Raw genomic sequence first — 16,765 nt, forward strand, 5'->3', positions numbered from 1 at the left:
GCGGGCCGCAACCGCGCTGGTTCATTCCGTGGTCACTGCGCGTACATATGCCGGATAATCACCGCTGTGTCTAGATCCCGGGTGGCATTTGGCTCCGTGGCGGGCCCGCTGGCTGTGACGGTGCTGGCGGCGCCGGCGTTTGCCGTTCCGTTCGAGACCGGCGAAGAGTTGACGCCGTGCCGCTCGGACCAGATCGCCATCAGCGCATCCCCGACGCAGGCCGCGGGCGGCAACCACGTGGTGACGCTGGTGTTCGCCCTCGCCGGCGGCTGGACGGCGTGCACGCTGGCGGGCTACCCGTCCGTCGACACGGGCGCCGGCGACCCGCCCCTGCACGCCGAGCCGACGGCGCACGGCCACACGGGCGACCTGCCCGGCGGCGCCGATGCGCCCCCCGCCGTCACCCTCTCCCTGACGCAGCAGGCGCAGGCCGTCGTGGAAGGCGCGGCCGTCGACGCAGCCGGCAACCCGTGCCCCACCTACACCGCGCTGCTGGTGAACCCGCCGGACACCGTCTTCGTGACGACCATCCCGGTCACCATCGACGCTTGCCAGCTACAGGTGCACCCGATCACACCCGCCTGACGGAGGCCTTAGGGTCGCTGTCATGCGTCGGATGCTGGCCCTGGCCGTGGCCGGGTTGCTCGTGGCCGCCTGCCTCGCCGGTTGCGGCGGCGGCGTCCTGAGCCCCGACGTGGTGATGGTCAACGGCGGGGAGCCGCCGAACCCGTTGGTCCCGACCGGCACCAACGACAGCCTCGGCGGGCGGATCCTCGATCGGCTGTTCGCCGGCCTGGTGTCCTACAACGCCGCGGGCGAGCCGTCGCCGGAGGTGGCGCAGACGATCGACACCACCGACAACGTCAACTTCCGGATCGTGCTCAAACCGGGCTGGAAGTTCACCGACGGCTCGGCGGTGACGGCCCACTCGTTCGTCGACGCGTGGAACTACGGTGCCCTGAGCGCCAATGCCCAACTGCAACAGGAGTTTTTCAGCCCCATCGACGGATATCAGGACCTTGCGGACACGGTCGGCGCGCCGGGAGAGGGTAAGCCGACCACAATGTCGGGGCTGCGGGTGGTCAACGACCTCGAATTCACCGTGCGCCTGCGGGCGCCGACCGTCGACTTCAAGTTGCGACTGGGTCACAGCGCGTTCTACCCGTTGCCGGACATGGCATTCCGGGACATGGCGGCGTTCGGGCGCAGTCCCGTCGGCAACGGCCCCTATCAGCTGGCGGACGGTCCGGACGGCCCGGCCTGGGAACACAACGTGCGGATCGACCTGAAACCCAACCCGGGCTACCACGGCAACCGCAAGCCGCGAAACAAGGGTCTGCGGTTCGAGTTCTACGCCAACCTCGACACCGCCTACTCCGACCTGCTGTCCGGCAATCTCGATGTCCTGGACACGATTCCGTCCAGCGCGTTGACCATTTACAAGCGCGACCTCGGCGGCAACGCCGCCAGCGGGCCGGTGGCCGTCAGCCAGTCGCTGGACACGCCGCTGCGACTGCCGCATTTCGGCGGTGAGGAGGGCCGGCTGCGGCGGCTGGCGCTGTCTGCGGCCATCAACCGCCCGCAGATCTGTCAGCAGATCTTCAACGGGACCCGCAGCCCGGCCCGCGATTTCACCGCGCGATCGCTGCCGGGGTTCGACCCGAACATACCGGGCAACGACGCGCTGGACTTCAATCCCGAACGGGCCCGGCAACTCTGGGCGCAGGCCAACGCGATCTCGCCGTGGCGCGGCCGCTACGCGATCGCCTACAACGCCGACAGCGGGCATCAGGAGTGGGTGGACGCGGTGGCCAACAGCATCAAGAACGTGCTCGGCATCGACGCCGTCGGCGCCCCGCAGCCCACCTTCGCCGGGTTCCGAACCCAGATCACCAACCGCACCATCGATTCCGCGTTCCGCGCCGGCTGGATCGGCGACTATCCGTCGATGATCGAGTTCCTCGGCCCGCTGTACAAGACGGGCGCGGGATCCAACGACGTCGGCTACTCCAACCCGGAGTTCGACGCGGGGCTGGCGACCGCCGAGGCCGCACCCAGCCTGCGCGAGGCCGACGTGCTGGTCAACAAGGCGCAACGAATCCTGCTGCACGACATGCCCGCTGTGCCGCTGTGGTACTACATAGCGGTGCTCGGGTGGTCGTCGCACGTCAGCAACGTGACCGTCACCTGGAACGGCCTGCCCGACTACGAGAACCTGGTCAAGGCCTAAATGACTTGGTACATACTGCGCCGCCTCGCCGCGATGGTGCCGGTGTTCCTCGGCGCCACGCTACTGATCTATGCCATGGTGTTCCTGTTGCCCGGTGATCCGCTGGCCGCGATGGCCGGCGACCGGCCGCTGACCCCCGCGGTGGCCGCCGCGCTGCGCGCCCGCTACCACCTCGACGAACCGTTCCTGCTGCAATACCTGCGCTATTTGGGCGGCATCCTGCACGGCGACCTGGGTAAGGCCTATTCCGGCCTGCCGGTCAGTGCCGTTCTGGCGCATGCGTTTCCGGTCACCTTCCGGCTGGCGCTGATCGCGCTGGTCGTCGAGGCGGTGCTCGGCATCGGGTTCGGGGTGATCGCCGGCCTGCGCCAAGGCGGCATCTTCGACTCCACCGTGCTGGTCACCGGCCTCGTCATCATCGCGGTCCCCATCTTCGTGCTCGGCTTCCTGACGCAGTTCGTCTTCGGGGTCCGCTTGGGCATCGCGCCGGTCACCGTCGGCGAACGGGCCAGCTTCGGGCGGCTGCTGTTGCCCGGGCTCGTGCTGGGTTCGGTGTCCTTCGCCTACGTGGTGCGGCTGACCCGGTCGGCGGTGGCCGCCAACGCGCACGCCGACTATGTGCGCACGGCCACGGCCAAGGGCCTGTCGCGGCCCCGGGTGGTGACCGTGCACATCCTGCGCAACTCGCTGATCCCCGTGGTCACCTTCCTCGGCGCCGACCTGGGGGCGCTGATGGGCGGGGCGATCGTGACCGAGGGCATCTTCAACATCCACGGCATCGGCGGCGTGCTGTATCAGGCTGTGACCCGGCAGGAAGCGCCGACCGTGGTCTCGATAGTCACGGTGCTGGTGCTGATCTACCTGGTCAGCAACCTGTTGGTGGACCTGCTCTATGCCGCCCTGGACCCGCGGATCCGTTATGGCTGAACGGATCCGGCACAGCTTCTGGGGCGACACCTGGCGAAATCTGCGCCGGCGCCCCAAGTTCGTCGTGGCGGGCGCGCTGATCCTGTTGATCCTGGTTGTCGCGCTGTTTCCGGCGCTGTTCACCGCCGCCGACCCGACGTACGCCGACCCCAGCCAGAGCCTGCTGCCGCCGTCGGCGGCGCACTGGTTCGGCACCGACCTGCAGGGCCACGACATCTACGCGCGCACGGTCTACGGGGCGCGGGCCTCGGTCACCGTCGGGCTGGGGGCCACCCTGCTGGTGTTCGTCGTCGGCGGGTCGCTGGGCGCGCTGGCCGGCTTCTACGGCGGCTGGATCGACGCCCTGGTTTCGCGCGTCACCGACGTGTTCTTCGGGCTGCCGCTGCTGCTGGCCGCCATCGTGCTCATGCAGGTGATGCACCACCGCACGGTGTGGACGGTGATCGCCATCCTGGCCCTGTTCGGTTGGCCGCAGGTGGCCCGGATCGCCCGCGGCGCCATTCTCGAGGTGCGGGCCAGCGATTACGTTCTGGCGGCTAAGGCCCTGGGACTGAGCAGGTTTCAGATCCTGCTCCGGCATGCGCTGCCCAACGCGATCGGCCCGGTGATCGCGATGGCCACGATCGCGCTGGGCGCCTTCATCGTCACCGAGGCGACGCTGTCCTACCTCGGGGTGGGCCTGCCGACGTCGGTGGTGTCGTGGGGCGGCGACATCAACATCGGGCAGATGCGGCTGCGCGCCGGCTCGCCCATCCTCTTCTATCCCGCTGGCGCACTGGCGATCACGGTGCTGGCGTTCATGATGATGGGCGACGTCCTGCGCGACGCGCTGGACCCGGCATCGCGGGCGTGGCGGGCATGAGCGGGCCGCTGCTCTCGGTCGAGGGGCTCGAGGTGCGGTTCGGCTCCCACGACCCCGTGGTGTGCGGCATGGATCTGACCGTGGCACGCGGTCAGACCGTCGCCGTGGTGGGCGAATCGGGATCGGGGAAGTCCACCGCGGCCGCCGCGATCCTCGGGCTGCTCGCGCCCGGCGGCCGAATCACCGGCGGCCGCATCGTGTTCGACGGCCGCGACATCACCGGCGCCGACCGCCGGGTACTGCGATCTATCCGGGGCCGGCAGATCGGATACGTGCCCCAGGACCCTATGACCAACCTCAACCCAGTCTGGAAGGTCGGGTTCCAGGTCACCGAGGCGCTGCGGGTCAACACCGATGGCCGCGATGCCCGCCGGCGGGCGGTGCAGTTGCTGGCCGAGGCCGGCATGCCCGACCCGGCCAAGCAGGCATCCCGCTACCCGCATCAGCTGTCCGGCGGCATGTGTCAGCGCGCGCTGATCGCCATCGGGCTGGCCGGCCGGCCCCGGCTGCTGATCGCCGACGAGCCGACGTCCGCGCTGGACGTGACCGTGCAGCGCCGGGTGCTCGACCATCTGCAGCGCCTCACCGACGAGCTGGGCACCGCACTGCTGCTCATCACCCACGACCTGGCGCTGGCCGCCGAGCGCGCCGAGTCCGTCGTCGTCGTGCATCGCGGCCTGGTCGTGGAATCCGGCGCGGCACAGCAGATCCTGCGTAACCCCCAGCATGAGTACACCCAGCGGCTGGTGGCCGCCGCCCCGTCGCTCACGGTCCGGACCCGGGAGGCGCCGGAGGCACCCGAAGCGCGAGACGACATCCTCGTCGCCTCGCAGCTGACCAAGGTGTACCGCGAGTCGCACGGCGCGCCGTGGCGGCGGTCGGAGTTCCGCGCCGTCGACTCCGTCTCGTTTCGGCTGCGCCGGGCGAGCACGCTGGCGATCGTCGGTGAGTCGGGCTCGGGTAAGTCGACGGTGGCGCGGATGGTGCTCGGCCTGCTGCAACCCACCTCGGGCAGCGTCGTTTTCGGGGAGACCGAGGTCTCGGACAAGCTCGACCGGGACCGCGCGCTGGCGTTGCGGCGGCGGATTCAGCCGGTGTTCCAGAATCCCTACAGCAGTCTGGACCCCCGGTACACGGTGTATCGGGCCGTCGAGGAACCGCTGCGGATCCACCGGGTCGGTGATCGCCGGGAGCGCGAGCGCGCCGTGCGCGAGCTGGTGGACCAGGTGGCGCTGCCGGCGTCGGTCCTTGGCCGGCTGCCGCGCGAGCTGTCGGGCGGGCAGCGGCAACGGGTCGCGATCGCGCGCGCCCTGGCGCTGCGGCCCGAGGTGCTGGTCTGCGACGAGGCGGTCTCGGCGCTCGACGTGCTGGTGCAGGCGCAGATCCTCGACCTGCTGGCCGACCTGCAGGCGCAGCTCGGCCTGACGTACCTGTTCATCAGCCACGACCTCGCGGTCATCCGCCAGATCGCCGACGACGTGCTGGTGATGCGCGCCGGCCGGGTGGTCGAACACGCCCCCACCGAGGAGTTGTTCAGCCGGCCCGGTCATGAGTACACCCGGGAGCTGCTGGCGGCCATCCCCGGCGCGCCGGGATAGGTTGACACCTTGTGACGGCTGACCCGCTCGCCCCGCTGATGGAGCTCCCCGGCGTCGCCGAGGCCAGCGACCGCGCCCGCGACGCGCTGGGGCGCGCCCACCGGCACCGCGCCAACCTGCGCGGCTGGCCGGTGACCGCCGCCGAGGCGGCGTTGCGCGCGGCGCGGGCGTCGTCGGTGCTCGACGGCGGTCCGGTGCGGCTGGAAGACCTGGCCGACGCGGTCGCGGCCGCCGACCCCGTGTTCGGTGGAGCCCTGCGGGTCGCGCAGGCGCTGGAGGGCGGCGGCGGAACGCTGGTCGGGGTCTGGCAGCGATCGCCGTTGCAGGCCCTGGCGCGCCTGCACATGCTGGCCGCCGCGGACCAGGTGGACGCCGAACGGCTGGGCCGGCCTCGCGCCGAACCCGAGATCGGGCCGCGGCTGGAGTTGCTGGCCGAGTTGGTGACCGGTCGCACCCGGGCGTCGGCTCCGGTGGTCGCCGCGGTCGCCCACGGCGAGTTGCTGACGCTGCAGCCGTTCGGCAGCGCCGACGGTGTGGTGGCTCGGGCGGTGTCGCGGCTGGTGACCATCGCGACCGGGTTGGATCCGCACGGACTCGGTGTCCCGGAGGTGCGGTGGATGCGGCAATCGGCCGAATACCGCGCCGCCGCCCAGGGTTTCGCGGACGGCACTCCGGACGGCGTGGGGGCGTGGCTGGTGCTGTGCTGCCGCGCGCTACAGGCCGGCGCGCAGGAGGCGCTGGCGATCGCCGATCCGTTGCCGACGCAATCGAAACATTAGGCCGTGCAACGTTTTTGAATTGCCAATGAATTGCAAAGCGGGCGGCGCCCCGAATAACTTCGGGCCGCCGCCCGCTAACACGGAACTCGGTTACCAGGCGTGCATCCTATGGGCTGCGTGGGATGGCCTCGGCGTTCTTGCGACGCTTCCGGCTGCAGCCCCACCCAAAGGGCTGTCGAGACCTTCCACCTTCGCAATTACGCAGGCCCGCAACACTTCTGCCATTATCGCGGCTGTGACTCAGCGTGGGTGCCGAGAACCGTGCTAGGTGCCCGGATCGGGAGATCGAACCTTCTCTTCCGGATCGGTCTAGGCCTCACCGGGCTTCCGTGTTTTCCTTTGTACTCCTCGACCCTAAGCACAGCAAGGCCCAATCCTGTGAATGTCGCGAAGGGGCAGCGGAATTGCGCGTTGGCGAGTTTGCTGACGGCGGGACGCCGCTGAAGGGCGCAGCGGCGCTACAGGGCCGCTAAAGGGCCGCTAAAGGGCGAAGCGGCGCAGCAGCGAGTAGGTGACCGCGCCGGCGGCCAGCGCGCTGATACCCACCGCCGCGGTGGTCGCGATCGCGGCCCCCGACGGCGCCGGGATGCGGTCGCGCAGCGACACCGGCCGGTTGAACGACAGCACGGGCCAGCCGCGCACGACGGCTTCGCGGCGCAGGGCCCGGTCGGGGTTCACCACGCTCGGATGACCCACTGCCTCGAGCATCGGCAGGTCGGTGATCGAGTCCGAGTAGGCGTAACAGTGTTCCAGCGGGTAGCCCTCGCGCGCGGCCAGCTCGCGAATCGCCTGCACCTTGCCTTCGCCGTAGCAGTAGAACGCGATCTCTCCGGTGTACCTGCCGTCCTCGACGACCATCCGGGTGGCCATGGCGTGCGTGGCGCCGAGCTCGCGGGCGATCGGAGCCACGATCTCCTCGCCCGAGGCCGAGACCACGACCACGTCGCGGCCGCAGAGCTTGTGGGCGGCAATCAGGTCGGCGGCTTCGGCGAACACCAGCGGCGTGACGATGTCGTGCAGCGTTTCGTTGACGATCGACTTGACCTGCGCGACGTCCCAGCCGGCGCACATGTCGGTCAGGTGTGCGCGGATCCGGTCCATCTGGTCATGATCGGCGCCGGAGAGCAGGAAGATGAATTGCGCGTAGCTCGACTTGAGCACGGCGCGCCGGTTGAGCAGTCCCTGCGCGAAGAATGGTTTGCTGAACGCCAGCGTGCTGGACTTCGCGATGATGGTCTTGTCCAGGTCGAAAAATGCGGCAGTGCGGGCGCTGGGACCGGGGGGCGGCGCCACTTGCGGCGGAGTTTGCTGCTGCGCGGCCGAGTCGGAGGCGGTCACCCGTCCAGCATAGGTCGCGACGGTCTCGGGACCGGGATCTCGCGGCCAAATGGCCGCCCGGGCCGGGCGGGGTGGACGGGGTGGACGGTGTTTTTGCGGCTCACGGTGTTTTTTTGATTGCGTGATTACTTGCGTGAGTAGCCACTGTCATGTGTATAGTAAGCATTACTCGGCCCTGTGCCGAGGGTGTATCAGCCCGACCCCCCGGGGCTGATACACGACGACCCTCGCCTCCTCCCCCCCTGGCGGGGGTCGTCCCTTTTCTGGGGTAAATATTTCCGATAGGTACGGTCCTCAGCCGGCTGCTTGGCCGTTGCGGGGATTGTGCTTTTGCGCGCGGTCGGAGCGCTGAACCGGGCACTTAGTGCACAGTTCCGTCTCTATCCACAAATCCGTGTTTGGCACTGGTGTCCCATCCGCTGCGGACCCCACGCTGGGGGAGTGACTATCGGACCCGCCGCATCGGCAGGCGTGTTGGCCGTGCTGACCGACGCCGCGCTGCGTGACGAACTGGACCGCGCGGCCGCGGCGGTCGGCGTCCGGGTGGTGTATTCCGGCGTCGCCGCCCCGCTGAGCCGGCGCACATGGTCGGCGGCGGCGGCCGTCGTGCTCGACCACGCCGCAGCCGACCGCTGCCGGCACGCCGGCCTGCCACGGCGCGTCCACGTCAGCGTGTTGACCGCGGCCGAACCCACGGCGGGGACCTGGGAGTCGGCGATCGCCGTCGGCGCCCAGCACGTGCTGAGGCTGCCCGAGCAGGAGGCCACCCTGGTCCACGAACTGGCCGAGGCGGCGGCGCACGACGATGGTCCCCGGGCGCAGCGCGGCGACGTGGTCGCGGTGATCGGCGGCCGCGGCGGGGCAGGTGCGTCCTTGTTCGCGGTCGCCCTGGCTCTCGCGGCCGCTGACGCGCTGCTGGTGGATCTCGATCCGTGGGGCGGCGGCATCGACCTGGTGCTGGGGGGCGAAAGCGCCGCCGGTGTCCGGTGGCCTGACCTGTCGCTGCAGGGCGGGCGGCTGAACTGGTCGGCGCTGCGGGAGGCGCTGCCGCGACACCGCGGGCTCAGCGTGCTGTCCGGGGCGCGGTGCGGGTACGAGATGGACGCGGCGCCGGTGGAGGCCGTCGTCGACGCCGGCCGCCGCGGCGGGGTCACCGTCGTCGGCGATCTGCCGCGCCGATTGACCGATGCCACCCAGATCGCCCTTGACGCCGCCGATCTCGTCGTACTGGTCAGTCCGTGCGACGTCCGCTCGTGCGCGGCCACCGCAGCGTTCGCGCCGGTGCTGGCCGCCGTCAATCCCAACCTGGGACTCGTCGTGCGGGGCCCGTCGCCGGGCGGATTGCGGGCGGCGGAGGTGGCGGACATCGCGAATCTGCCGCTGCTGGCGTCGATGCGGGCCGAGCCGCGGCTCGCCGAGCAGCTGGAGCGCGGCGGGCTGAGGCTGCGGCGGGGCTCCGCGCTGGCGGCGGCGGCTCGTCGGGTGCTCGGCATGCTGCCGGCCCGGCCGGCGCGGGGCGGCAGGGCGGCATGAGCGGGTCGCTGATCGAGCGGGTGCGGGAGCGATTGGCCGCCGAGTCCGCCGAGCCGGGTGCCCGGCTCGGGCCGGCGGTGGTGGCCGCCGCGATCCGGGCCGAGGCCGGCGGGGTGCTCGGCGACACCGAGGTCCTCGCCAACCTGCGGGTGCTGCAGACCGAGCTGACCGGGGCCGGCATCCTCGAGCCGTTGCTGCGCGCCGACGGCACCACCGACGTCCTGGTCACCGCGCCCGACGCGGTGTGGGTCGACGACGGAAACGGGCTGCGGCGCAGCCAGATACGGTTTGCCGACGAGGCCGCAGTACGGCGGCTGGCGCAGCGGCTGGCGCTGGCCGCGGGGCGCCGCCTCGACGACGCGCAGCCCTGGGTGGACGGCCAGCTGACCGGCATCGGCGATGGGGAGTTCGCGGTGCGGCTGCACGCGGTGTTGCCGCCGGTCGCAGCGGGTGGGACCTGCCTGTCGCTGCGGGTGCTGCGGCCCGCGACCCAGGATCTCGCGGCGCTGACAGCGGCCGGGGCGATCGACCCGCGGGCTGCCGCGCTGGTCGCCGAGGTCATCGCCGCCCGGCTGGCGTTCCTGGTGTGCGGAGGTACCGGGGCGGGCAAGACCACCCTGCTGGCGGCGATGCTCGGCGCGGTCCCCCCGACCGAACGCATCGTGTGTGTCGAGGATGCCGCCGAGCTGGCGCCCCCACACCCGCACCTGGTCAAGCTGGTCGCCCGATGCGCCAACGTCGAAGGCGTGGGTGAGGTGCCGGTGCGTCAGCTGGTCCGGCAGGCGCTGCGGATGCGGCCCGACCGGATTGTGGTCGGCGAAGTCAGGGGTGCCGAGGTGGTCGATCTGTTGGCCGCGCTGAACACCGGCCACGACGGCGGGGCGGGCACCGTGCATGCCAATAACCCGGGTGAGGTGCCGGCGCGGCTGGAGGCGCTGGGTGCGCTCGGTGGCCTGGACCGTGCCGCGCTGCACAGTCAGCTCGCCGCCGCGGTGCAGGTGCTGCTGCACGTCGCGCGGGACCGGACCGGACGGCGTCGGCTCGCCGAGATCGCGGTGCTGCGCGCGGATGACGGGCGGGTGCGTGCGGTCACTGTGTGGCATGCGGATCGGGGCCTGACCGACGACGCGCCCGCGCTGCGTTGCCTATTGGACAGCCGGATGCCGGCGTGAACGGGCAGCTGCTCGCGGCGCTGTTCGTCGCGCTGGCGATCGTGGTGCTGTCCTCGTCCCCGCGGCATCGGCTGACGTTGCCGATGCCCGGGCGCCGGGTCCGCCGGACCGGCTCGCGGTGGGGCGGTTGGATCGCCGCCGGCGGCCTGGCGGCCGTCGGCGCCGTGTTGCTGCCGTTGCCGACGGTCCTCGCCGCCGCGGTGCTCGGCGCGACCGCGGCCGTGCGCCGCCGTCGTCGTGGCCGCAACCGCCGCGCCATCGCCGAGGGGCGCGGCCTGGAAACCGCGCTCGACGTGCTTGTCGGCGAGTTGCGGGTCGGCGCGCATCCGGTGCGCGCGTTCGACGCCGCGGCGGACGAAACCGGCGGCACGGTCGCCGCGTCCCTGCGTGCCGTCGCGGCGCGCGCGAGGCTGGGCGCCGACGTGGCCGCCGGGCTGCGCAGCGCGGCCGGATCCTCTGCGCTGCCGACGCATTGGGAACGGCTGGCGGTGTGCTGGCAGCTGGCCAGCGACCACGGGCTGGCCATCGCGGCCCTGATGCGCGCGGCGCAACAAGACATCACCGAACGGCAACGGTTCACCGCGCGGGTGGCGTCGGGGCTGGCCGGCGCGCGGGCCACGGCGGCCATTCTGGCGGGCTTGCCGGCGCTCGGGGTGCTGCTCGGTCAATTGATCGGGGCTCGGCCGCTGAGCTTCCTGCTGGGCGGGAGCGCGGGCGGCTGGCTACTGGTCGTGGGGTTGACGCTGGCGTGCCTGGGACTGCTGTGGGCGGACCGGATCACCAACCGGGTTGCCGCGTGAGCACCGCGGCGGTGCTGCTCGCGGTGGCGTTGTGGACCGGCGCCGGCCCGTCGGTGGTGCGCGCACGGGCCATGATGCCGTCCCGCGGACAGCGCCGGCGGGCGCGGCCGGTACGCGGAACGGACCCGCTGGCGATCGCGTCGAGCCTCGACGTGCTGGCCGTGTGCCTGGCGGCGGGCATGGCGGTGTCGGCGGCCGCCGCCGCGACCGCGCCCTCGGCGCCGCCCGGGCTGGCCGCGGTGCTGCGCCGCGCCGCCGACCTGCTGGTCCTGGGGGCCGACCCGGCCGTGGCGTGGTCGGTGCCGCCGGATCAGCCCGCCCACACGGTAGACCCGCAGACCGACGCGCTGCTGCGACTGGCCCGCCGGTCCGCGTCGTCGGGTTCGGCGCTGGCCGGCGGGATCGCGGAGCTGGCCGACCAATGCCGCCACGACGCCGCCCACTCGGCCGCCGCGGCCGCGGAGCGTGCCGGCGTGTTGATCGCGGGGCCGCTGGGCCTGTGCTTTCTGCCGGCGTTCGTGTGCCTGGGCATCGTTCCGGTGGTCGCCGGGTTGGCCGGCGACCTGCTTCGGTCGGGCCTGTTGTGACCGGGACATCACAAGGAGGAAGCATTGGTGGTCAACATGTTTCGTGTGTTCGTGGCGCGGATGACGCTGCTGGCGGCCGACGAGTCGGGCATGTCGACGGTCGAGTACGCCATCGGCACGATCGCGGCCGCGGCGTTCGGGGCGATCCTGTACTCCGTCGTCACCGGTCATTCCATCGTCGCGGCGCTGACCAACATCATCGCCCGCGCGCTCAACACCAAGGTCTGACTTCGGATGTCGGCGCGAGCACCGTCGAGGCGGCGCTGGGGATCGCTTCCCTGGTCGTGGTGTTGGTGTTGTGTCTGGCGGGGCTCACCGCGGTCTCGATGCAGGTGCGCTGTGTCGATGCGGCCCGCGAAGCGGCCCGGCTGGCCGCCCGGGGCGACGAACGGAGGGGGATCGCCGCCGCGCGGCGCATCGCGCCGGGCGGCGCCCAGGTCCGCGTGCAGCGCGACGGCGACTTCCTGGTCGCGACGGTGGTGGCGCATTCAAAGCTGTTGCCCGCATTGGACATTGCGGCCCGGGCGGTCTCGGCGGCCGAGCCGTCGGGATGACCGGGGTGCGGCGACCGTCGTGGCGGCGGCCATGGTCGCGGTGCTGCTGTGCGTGGCGGGTGGCGGTGCGTACCTCGGCTCGGCGGTGATCGCGCGCCACCGTGCGCAGGCGGCCGCGGATCTGGCCGCACTGGCCGCCGCGGGGCGGCTGCCGTCGGGCGTCGGGGTGGCCTGCACGTGGGCGATGGCGGTGGCCCACGCCATGCGCGTCGACGAACTCGACTGCCAGGTAGACGACCTCGATGTGGTCGTCACGGTCCGGGTGGCCGTTGTCCCGCTCGGCTCGGCGCAGGCCGCCGCACGGGCCGGTCCGGTGCCCCGTGCGCCGTCAGCCGCGCTCGGTCAGCCCCTCGTCGGCGAGTTCGGCGTCGGTGGGCCGCCGCAGCGACAGCAGGCCGGCGTACGTCTCCGGCTCCAGCTCCACCCGGTTGACGGTGACGTGCATCGGCACCCAGCTGCCGTCGTCGCCGGGCAGCCGCAGCACCCGGGACGTGGCCCCGCCGGCGAATTCCGTTGTCATGGAGGACATCAGGTTCTCGTCGTCAGGATGCACCCGGGGCCGGCCGGGGTCGCTGCCGCGCCAATCGTAGAAGGGGCAGGGCTCGTCGAGCCACTTCAGCAGGGTCCAGGTGTTGAGGTCGACCAGGGCGCGGTGCACGCCGGGCTGGGCCAGGCCGTTGAGGATCTGTTGCGCCAGCCGGTCGGCGGTGGCGGGTGTCCCGTCGAGCTCGGCGCGCCAGTTCATGCCGCGCGAGATCAGGTGATCGCGACCGTCGGGACCCGGTTCCATGGCCGTGCGCGCGACGAAGCCCACCCTGATCGGGTTGCCCTCCCAGTCAGTGATATCCCAGCTGCTGCAAAGTGTTTGACCCGGCTCGGCCTTGATCGCCAGCGCCAGCACCTTGCTCTCGTTGGGGTTGAGGTCGCGCGACGGCAGGTCTTCGGCGAACGCCCTGCCGTGCGTGGCCTCGACGGCGGGGTTCTTGCCGCTGTTGGTCAGCGACTCCTTGGTATCGGTGGCCATGCCGAGCGTCAGGTCCCACTTCAGCGGTCCCGGGACGGGCCGCTCCGGCGGGTCCACGTTGGCGGGGCCGCTCCACACGTGCACACCGTGCATGCGGCCGTCGGACATCAGCACCGGTTCGGTGCGGATGACGCGGTCGTTCTTGGGGGTGATGCTGGTCAGGCTCTGGCCGGTGCGCAGTGACTCGGCGATCGCCGTGCGGACCGCGGCGAGGTAGGGGTTGCGGCGCAGAAACGTGGTGATCGGGACTAGGTTCTTCGGTTGCCGCCCCTGTGCGACCACGGCCGGTTCGTCGCCCAGCGTCTCCACGAGCAGCCAGTCGTGGGCCATGCGGTCGAGTCTACGGTTGGGGCCCGTCGCTGCGGTCAGCCGGGGGAGCCTCCGTCGGCGCAGGTCGCTGGGTACGCAACACAATTGGCGCCGACAGGGCCGGTCAGCTGCTCGATTCGCCGCCCAGCTCCGCGAGCACGAGCCGCAGCACCCGCACCGCGCCCGCCTTGTCCAAGGGGTCGTTGCCGTTGCCGCACTTGGGTGACTGCACGCACGACGGACACCCGCTGGGGCACTCACACGCCTCGATCGCCGCGGCGGTGGCCCCCAGCCAGGTGCGGGCCTGGCGGAAGCCGCGTTCGGCGAACCCCGCCCCGCCCGGATAGCCGTCGTAGACAAAGACGCTGGGCAGGCCGTCGGGGCCGATCGCGGTGGACAGGCCGCCGATGTCGCCGCGGTCGCAGCTGGCCACCAACGGCAGCAGCCCGATGGCCGCATGCTCGGCGGCATGCAACGAGCCGGGGATCCGGAGTGCTTCGATGTCGTTGTTCAGCAACGCTTCCGGGGTGATGGTGTACATGGCCGCGGTGGTCGGCAGCGTGTGTTGGGGCATGTCGAGCTCGACGAAGTCGATCACCTCGCCATTGAGCCGGCGGCGCAGATAGCCGACGACCTGGTGGGTTACGGTCACCGGCACCAGGCCCAGCGTGACGGGCCCGAACCGCGATCGCTCGCCGACGCCGGTGACCTGGATGTCGGTCAGCTCCCGCGCGAAGGTCGCATAGCCGGGATCCTCGGCGTGCACGAACGCCAGACCCTCCTCGAGGTCCAACGAGTCGACGACGTAGCTCTCGCCCTGATGCAGATACACCGCCCCGGGATGGACCGTGGCCGGCGCCTGCCCGACGCCGACGCTGCCTAGCAGCCGACCGGTGTCCGCCTCCACGATCATGATCTGGCCGCCCGTGGACCCCCGGATGTCCACGGCGCCATGCGGTTCCACGCCGGGCGCCGGGAAGTACCTGCCGTTGCGCAGCCGCAGCAATCCGTCGTCGACCAGGCCTGCGGCTACCCGCTCGGCGCCCAACGACCGCACCTCGGCCTCGTCGAGGGGCAATTCGGTTGCGGCGCACAGCAGCTGAGGCCCCAGGAGATAGGGGTTGGCCGGGTCGATCACGGACCGTTCGACCGGCTTGTCCAGCAGCGCGGCGGGGTGGTGCACCAGATACGTGTCCAGCGGGTCGTCGCGGGCGATCAGCATCACCAGCGCCCCCTGGCCGCGCCGCCCGGACCGGCCGGCCTGCTGCCAGAACGACGCGACTGTCCCCGGGAAGCCGGCCAGCACCACCGCGTCCAGCCCGGCGATGTCGACGCCCAGCTCCAGCGCGTTGGTGGTGGCCAGGCCGCGCAACCGGCCCTCGGCCAGGCCGTGCTCGAGCGCGGTGCGGTCCTCGGACAGGTAGCCGGCCCGGTACGACGCCACCGTGCCCGACAGCCCCGGGGCGATGTCGTCCAGGCGGGCCTGGGCGCCCAGCGCAGTCAACTCCGCGGCGCGCCGCGACCGGACGAACGTCAGGGTCTGCGCGCCCTCGGCGATCAGGTCGGCCATCACCCGCGCCGCCTCGCCCCCGGCGGATCGGCGTACCGGGGCGCCGTTCTCGCCGGTGAGGTCGGCGCGCAGCGCGGGCTCCCACAGCGCCACCGTGCGCGCGCCCTGCGGGGAACCGTCCTCGGTGACCTCGACAACGGGCCGGCCGATCAACTCGGCGGCCGTCGCCCCCGGCGCGGCCGTCGTCGCACTGGCGAAGATGACCGTCGGCTCGGCGGAATAGCGGGCGCACAACCGCAGCAGCCGGCGCAGCACCATCGCCACGTTCGAACCGAAAACGCCGCGGTAGTAGTGGCATTCGTCGACCACCAGGTAGCGAAGCCGACGCAGCAGCACCGCCCAGCGGGCGTGGTTGCGCAGGATCGACAGGTGGATCATGTCGGGGTTGGAGAACAGCCACCGGGAGCGCTCGCGGGCAAAGCGGCGCACCTCGGCGGGGCTGTCGCCGTCGTAGGCGGTGGGCGCCACCGGATTACTTCCGGCAGCGAGCCGGGGAACGGCGCTGGTCAGCGCGTGCGCGGCGCGCAACTGGTCGTGCCCGAGCGCCTTGGTCGGCGACAGGTACAGGATGCGCGCGGCGGGGTCGGTCACCAGCGCGTTGAGCACCGGAAGTTGGTAGGCCAACGACTTGCCCGACGCGGTTCCCGTGCTCACCACCACATGGCGGCCGGCGTGGGCCTGCTCGGCGGCCTCGACCTGGTGCGACCAGGGCGCACTGATGCCGCGGTCGGCGAACGCACGGACCACGTCGGGCTCGGCCCAGTCCGGCCATTGCGCCGGCCGCCCGCCACGGGCCGGCAGCTCAGCGACGTGGCGCAGGGGCCGCTCGTCGGGCGGGGTGCCGGCGAGCGCGACGGCCAGCAATTCGCTGCCGAAACTCGCCGTCACGGGCCTGCGGGCGGGCGGCCGGGAGGATGCTGATGTGACGCTGACGTAAATTCACCGTCCCTTCGGCCCCCAAGGTGCTGTCGCCGACGCGACGAACATGGTTGACTGAGTGCGGTCGCAGCTTCTGTGTTCGTGTCAAACTTTCGCAGGATCGACGTTGCGGCCGCGGTTCCTGCGAGGTTATCGGTCGGGTGAAGTTCCGGCGAATCTGCGAGGTATGGCGGTCGTAGCGGGCCCGGGGCATCGAAAGGCGGCGCCCCGTACCCAAAAGAAAAGGAAAGATCGAAGAAATGCCACAGGGAACTGTGAAGTGGTTCAACGCGGAGAAGGGGTTCGGCTTCATCGCCCCCGAAGATGGTTCCGCGGATGTGTTTGTCCACTACACGGAGATCCAGGGTTCGGGCTTCCGCACCCTTGAAGAAAACCAGAAAGTCGAGTTCGAGATCGGACACAGCCCTAAGGGCCCCCAGGCCACCGGCGTCCGCTCCGTCTGAGCGAGCAGAAGCTGACGAAACCCCCCGGCGCACAGCCCGGGGGGTTTTCGTTTTGACGGCGCCGCCACCCGGCGAGCAGACACAAAAGCCCCTGATATGG

Annotated in this window: 16 protein-coding genes and 1 pseudogene; 14 read left to right on the forward strand and 3 right to left on the reverse strand. The window is 71.4% G+C overall.

From position 1 onward, the window contains the following. The first annotated feature begins 120 nt into the window (after positions 1-120). The 6 genes from AC5Y5V_RS26545 to AC5Y5V_RS26570 are packed head-to-tail and all read left to right on the forward strand — an operon-like array spanning position 121 to position 6,396. On the forward strand, positions 121-585 hold the full coding sequence (locus AC5Y5V_RS26545) for a DUF4232 domain-containing protein (protein ID WP_499941120.1): 465 nt from the start codon (positions 121-123) through the stop codon (positions 583-585). 22 nt (positions 586-607) lie between these two features. After that, positions 608-2,230, forward strand: coding sequence for a peptide ABC transporter substrate-binding protein (locus AC5Y5V_RS26550; protein WP_499941081.1), 1,623 nt, complete (start codon positions 608-610; stop codon positions 2,228-2,230). Then, positions 2,231-3,157 (forward strand): ABC transporter permease, encoded by a 927-nt coding sequence (locus tag AC5Y5V_RS26555; RefSeq protein WP_499941084.1) that lies wholly within the window; start codon positions 2,231-2,233, stop codon positions 3,155-3,157. Next, complete coding sequence (locus tag AC5Y5V_RS26560; RefSeq protein ID WP_499941087.1) at positions 3,150-4,019, forward strand: ABC transporter permease; 870 nt, start codon at positions 3,150-3,152, stop codon at positions 4,017-4,019. Before AC5Y5V_RS26555 ends, AC5Y5V_RS26560 begins: the two co-directional genes overlap by 8 nt. Further along, positions 4,016-5,617 carry a dipeptide ABC transporter ATP-binding protein gene (locus tag AC5Y5V_RS26565; RefSeq protein WP_499941090.1) on the forward strand — a complete coding sequence of 534 codons (1,602 nt, stop codon included), beginning with the start codon at positions 4,016-4,018 and terminating at the stop codon, positions 5,615-5,617. The genes AC5Y5V_RS26560 and AC5Y5V_RS26565 overlap by 4 nt, the downstream gene beginning before the upstream one ends. Positions 5,618-5,628: 11 nt before the next feature. Continuing rightward, the gene (locus tag AC5Y5V_RS26570; protein WP_499941094.1) at positions 5,629-6,396 is read left to right on the forward strand and encodes an oxidoreductase; all 768 of its coding nucleotides are present in this window, start codon (positions 5,629-5,631) and stop codon (positions 6,394-6,396) included. 480 nt (positions 6,397-6,876) lie between these two features. On the opposite strand, the gene AC5Y5V_RS26575 is transcribed toward AC5Y5V_RS26570, so the two are convergent. Then, positions 6,877-7,734 carry an HAD-IB family hydrolase gene (locus AC5Y5V_RS26575; RefSeq protein ID WP_499941097.1) on the reverse strand — a complete coding sequence of 286 codons (858 nt, stop codon included), beginning with the start codon at positions 7,732-7,734 and terminating at the stop codon, positions 6,877-6,879. Positions 7,735-8,214: 480 nt separating this feature from the next. Here AC5Y5V_RS26575 and ssd point away from each other — a divergent pair, with 480 nt between their 5' ends. From ssd to AC5Y5V_RS26610, 7 genes and pseudogenes are all read left to right on the forward strand, one after another. Beyond that, a complete protein-coding gene (gene ssd / locus AC5Y5V_RS26580) occupies positions 8,215-9,267 on the forward strand; it encodes a septum site-determining protein Ssd (RefSeq protein ID WP_499941122.1) in 1,053 nt (350 codons plus the stop codon). Beyond that, positions 9,264-10,439, forward strand: coding sequence for a TadA family conjugal transfer-associated ATPase (locus AC5Y5V_RS26585; RefSeq protein ID WP_499941099.1), 1,176 nt, complete (start codon positions 9,264-9,266; stop codon positions 10,437-10,439). The genes ssd and AC5Y5V_RS26585 overlap by 4 nt, the downstream gene beginning before the upstream one ends. Further along, the gene (locus tag AC5Y5V_RS26590) at positions 10,436-11,239 is read left to right on the forward strand and encodes a type II secretion system F family protein (RefSeq protein WP_499941101.1); all 804 of its coding nucleotides are present in this window, start codon (positions 10,436-10,438) and stop codon (positions 11,237-11,239) included. The genes AC5Y5V_RS26585 and AC5Y5V_RS26590 overlap by 4 nt, the downstream gene beginning before the upstream one ends. After that, positions 11,236-11,826 carry a type II secretion system F family protein gene (locus AC5Y5V_RS26595; protein WP_499941103.1) on the forward strand — a complete coding sequence of 197 codons (591 nt, stop codon included), beginning with the start codon at positions 11,236-11,238 and terminating at the stop codon, positions 11,824-11,826. Before AC5Y5V_RS26590 ends, AC5Y5V_RS26595 begins: the two co-directional genes overlap by 4 nt. Before the next feature lie 36 nt (positions 11,827-11,862). Next, positions 11,863-12,054: a DUF4244 domain-containing protein gene (locus AC5Y5V_RS26600; protein WP_499941106.1), complete on the forward strand. Its 192-nt coding sequence runs from the start codon at positions 11,863-11,865 to the stop codon at positions 12,052-12,054. Then, positions 12,051-12,380, forward strand: coding sequence for a TadE family type IV pilus minor pilin (locus AC5Y5V_RS26605; RefSeq protein ID WP_499941124.1), 330 nt, complete (start codon positions 12,051-12,053; stop codon positions 12,378-12,380). Before AC5Y5V_RS26600 ends, AC5Y5V_RS26605 begins: the two co-directional genes overlap by 4 nt. 31 nt (positions 12,381-12,411) lie before the next feature. Beyond that, a pseudogene (locus AC5Y5V_RS26610) lies at positions 12,412-12,633 on the forward strand (Rv3654c family TadE-like protein); the annotation flags it as partial. 75 nt (positions 12,634-12,708) lie between these two features. On the opposite strand, the gene AC5Y5V_RS26615 reads toward AC5Y5V_RS26610, so the two are convergent. Together AC5Y5V_RS26615 and AC5Y5V_RS26620 are read right to left on the reverse strand one after the other, a co-directional pair. Continuing rightward, positions 12,709-13,734, reverse strand: a complete 1,026-nt coding sequence (locus AC5Y5V_RS26615; protein WP_499941108.1) for a PAS domain-containing protein — start codon at positions 13,732-13,734, stop codon at positions 12,709-12,711. A 103-nt stretch (positions 13,735-13,837) separates the two neighbouring features. Then, on the reverse strand, positions 13,838-16,171 hold the full coding sequence (locus tag AC5Y5V_RS26620; protein ID WP_499941110.1) for a DEAD/DEAH box helicase: 2,334 nt from the start codon (positions 16,169-16,171) through the stop codon (positions 13,838-13,840). A gap of 290 nt (positions 16,172-16,461) precedes the next feature. Here AC5Y5V_RS26620 and cspA point away from each other — a divergent pair, with 290 nt between their 5' ends. Next, positions 16,462-16,665, forward strand: coding sequence for a cold shock protein CspA (cspA, locus tag AC5Y5V_RS26625; protein ID WP_007166602.1), 204 nt, complete (start codon positions 16,462-16,464; stop codon positions 16,663-16,665). Positions 16,666-16,765: the final 100 nt, after the last annotated feature.

Source organism: Mycobacterium sp. NGS68, from assembly GCF_059812195.1.

What these genes read in the sequence shown, in the direction of transcription:
- AC5Y5V_RS26560 (WP_499941087.1), top strand. Translation starts at nt 3,150, where the DNA reads ATGGCTGAACGGATCCGGCACAGCTTCTGGGGCGACACCTGGCGAAAT.
- AC5Y5V_RS26600 (WP_499941106.1), top strand. Translation starts at nt 11,863, where the DNA reads ATGTTTCGTGTGTTCGTGGCGCGGATGACGCTGCTGGCGGCCGACGAG.
- AC5Y5V_RS26550 (WP_499941081.1), top strand. Translation starts at nt 608, where the DNA reads ATGCGTCGGATGCTGGCCCTGGCCGTGGCCGGGTTGCTCGTGGCCGCC.
- AC5Y5V_RS26555 (WP_499941084.1), top strand. Translation starts at nt 2,231, where the DNA reads ATGACTTGGTACATACTGCGCCGCCTCGCCGCGATGGTGCCGGTGTTC.
- cspA (WP_007166602.1), top strand. Translation starts at nt 16,462, where the DNA reads ATGCCACAGGGAACTGTGAAGTGGTTCAACGCGGAGAAGGGGTTCGGC.
- AC5Y5V_RS26585 (WP_499941099.1), top strand. Translation starts at nt 9,264, where the DNA reads ATGAGCGGGTCGCTGATCGAGCGGGTGCGGGAGCGATTGGCCGCCGAG.
- AC5Y5V_RS26615 (WP_499941108.1), bottom strand. Translation starts at nt 13,734, where the DNA reads ATGGCCCACGACTGGCTGCTCGTGGAGACGCTGGGCGACGAACCGGCC.
- AC5Y5V_RS26565 (WP_499941090.1), top strand. Translation starts at nt 4,016, where the DNA reads ATGAGCGGGCCGCTGCTCTCGGTCGAGGGGCTCGAGGTGCGGTTCGGC.